General features: G+C 74.0%; 1 protein-coding gene. It reads left to right on the top strand.

Annotation, left to right across the window (positions count from 1 at the left end; translation table 11 throughout):
• Positions 1 to 1790: type VI secretion system Vgr family protein (locus U858_RS0132975; RefSeq protein ID WP_025141339.1), on the top strand; the 1790-nt coding region annotated here is incomplete at both ends.

Raw genomic sequence — 1790 nt, forward strand, 5'->3', positions numbered from 1 at the left:
GCGGTGGCCGCGCAGGCGCTGGTCAACGCGGCCAGCGGGCAGGACGACGCCGCCGGGCTGGACTGGTACGACATCGCCGGCCACGGCGGCTTTGCCAACGAGGCCCAGGCCCGCCGCCAGGCGGAACTGGCGCGCGAGGCCGTGCGCGCCCGCGCCGAGACCTTCGCCGGGCGGGGCGTGGTGCGCACGTTCCGCTCGGGCACGCGCTTTACGCTGCAGGACATGTCATCGCTGGGGCCGACGGGCGAAGCCGGATTCGAGCCGGTCTTCGCGCTGGACTGGATCGAGCACGTGGGCATCAACAACCTGCCGCCCGACACGCGGGCGTCGCTGTCGCAGCGTCTGGGCGGGCTGGATGCGTATCTGACGCTGGATGGCGAGGCGATCGCCGCGCCGCAAGAGACTGGCGATGGTTCGACGTGGGATGATGCGTCGATCTCCCCCGACCCCGCGGTTCTCGCCAAGGCCCGCGAAGTCGGCTACGCCAACCGCTTCGAAGCCGTGCGCTGCGACCGCCCCTGGCGTCCCGCCTTGCCGGCCACGCGCGGCGCCCGCCTGGGCGGCGCCCGCCTGGGCGGCGCGCCCTCGGTCCACGGCGTGCACACCGCCGTGGTCACCGACGCCGAAGGCGGCACGCAACCCAGGCAAAGCGACGAGATCCTGCGCAACAAGCGCGGCGACGTGCGCATCAGATTCCATTGGCAGGCGGGCAGCCAGGACGGCGAGGCCAGCAGCCGCTGGGTGCGCGTGGCGCAGCGCCAGTCGGGCGCCGGCATGGGCATCAGCTTCGTGCCGCGCATCGGGCAAGAAGTGCTGGTGCGCTTTCTGGACGACGACATCGACCAGCCCATCGTCGTGGGCGCGCTGTACAACGGCCGCGGCGAAGGTGGCACGCCCGCCACACCAGGCGGGCGCGCAGGCAGCGCGGCCGATACGCAGGTCTACGCCGCCGCGCGCGACAACGCGCCCAGCGCCCAGGCCAACCTGGCCGCGGGCAACGCGCCGGCCTGGCACGGCGCGGCCGCCGGCGAAGACAACCACCGCAACGCGGCCGCGCTGACCGGCTTCAAGAGCAAGGAATTCGGCGGCGCGGGCTACAACCAGATCGTGTTCGACGACACCGACGGCCAGCTGCGCATGCAGGTCAAGAGCAGCCAGGACGCCTCGGAACTGAACCTGGGCCACCTTATCCACCAGGCCGGCAACTACCGCGGCGGCCTGCGCGGCGTAGGCGCCGAACTGCGCACCGACGCCTACGGCGCCGTGCGCGGCGGCGCGGGCGTGCTGCTCACCACCTACAGCGCCACCGGCGGCAACGCCAGCGCCGTGGGCGATGCGGCGGGCGTGCAGGCGCTGGCCAGCCAGACCGAGCAGATGGCGCGTTCGCTGGACGGCGTCGTCGGCGCCCACCAGGGCCTGCGGCTGGCCACGGCGCTGGGCACCAAGGGGCCGCAGGCCAGCGTGCTCGATGGCGACAAGGCGCCGCTGGCGGCCATGCACCGCGCGGTCTCGGGCACGGTCGCGGGCGACAGCCTGGATGGCGCCCGCGGCGATGCTGCGGCCAGGCACACGCAGGCCGCGCAGGGCAAAGTGCCGCACCCCACCGATCCTGTCGTGCTGATGGCCGCGCGCGCCGGGCTGGCGCAGGTCGCCGCCAAGCACCTGCAAGTGACGGCCGGCGAGGCCGTGCACTGGTCGGCCGGCAAGGACCAGAATCTGGCCGTGATGGGTGCGCTGCGCCTGCACACCGGCCAGGGCCTGGGCATCGTGGCGGGCCTGCAGCAGGGCGG

This window comes from Achromobacter sp. DH1f (genome assembly GCF_000633435.1).
Taxonomy (GTDB): domain Bacteria; phylum Pseudomonadota; class Gammaproteobacteria; order Burkholderiales; family Burkholderiaceae_B; genus Achromobacter; species Achromobacter deleyi.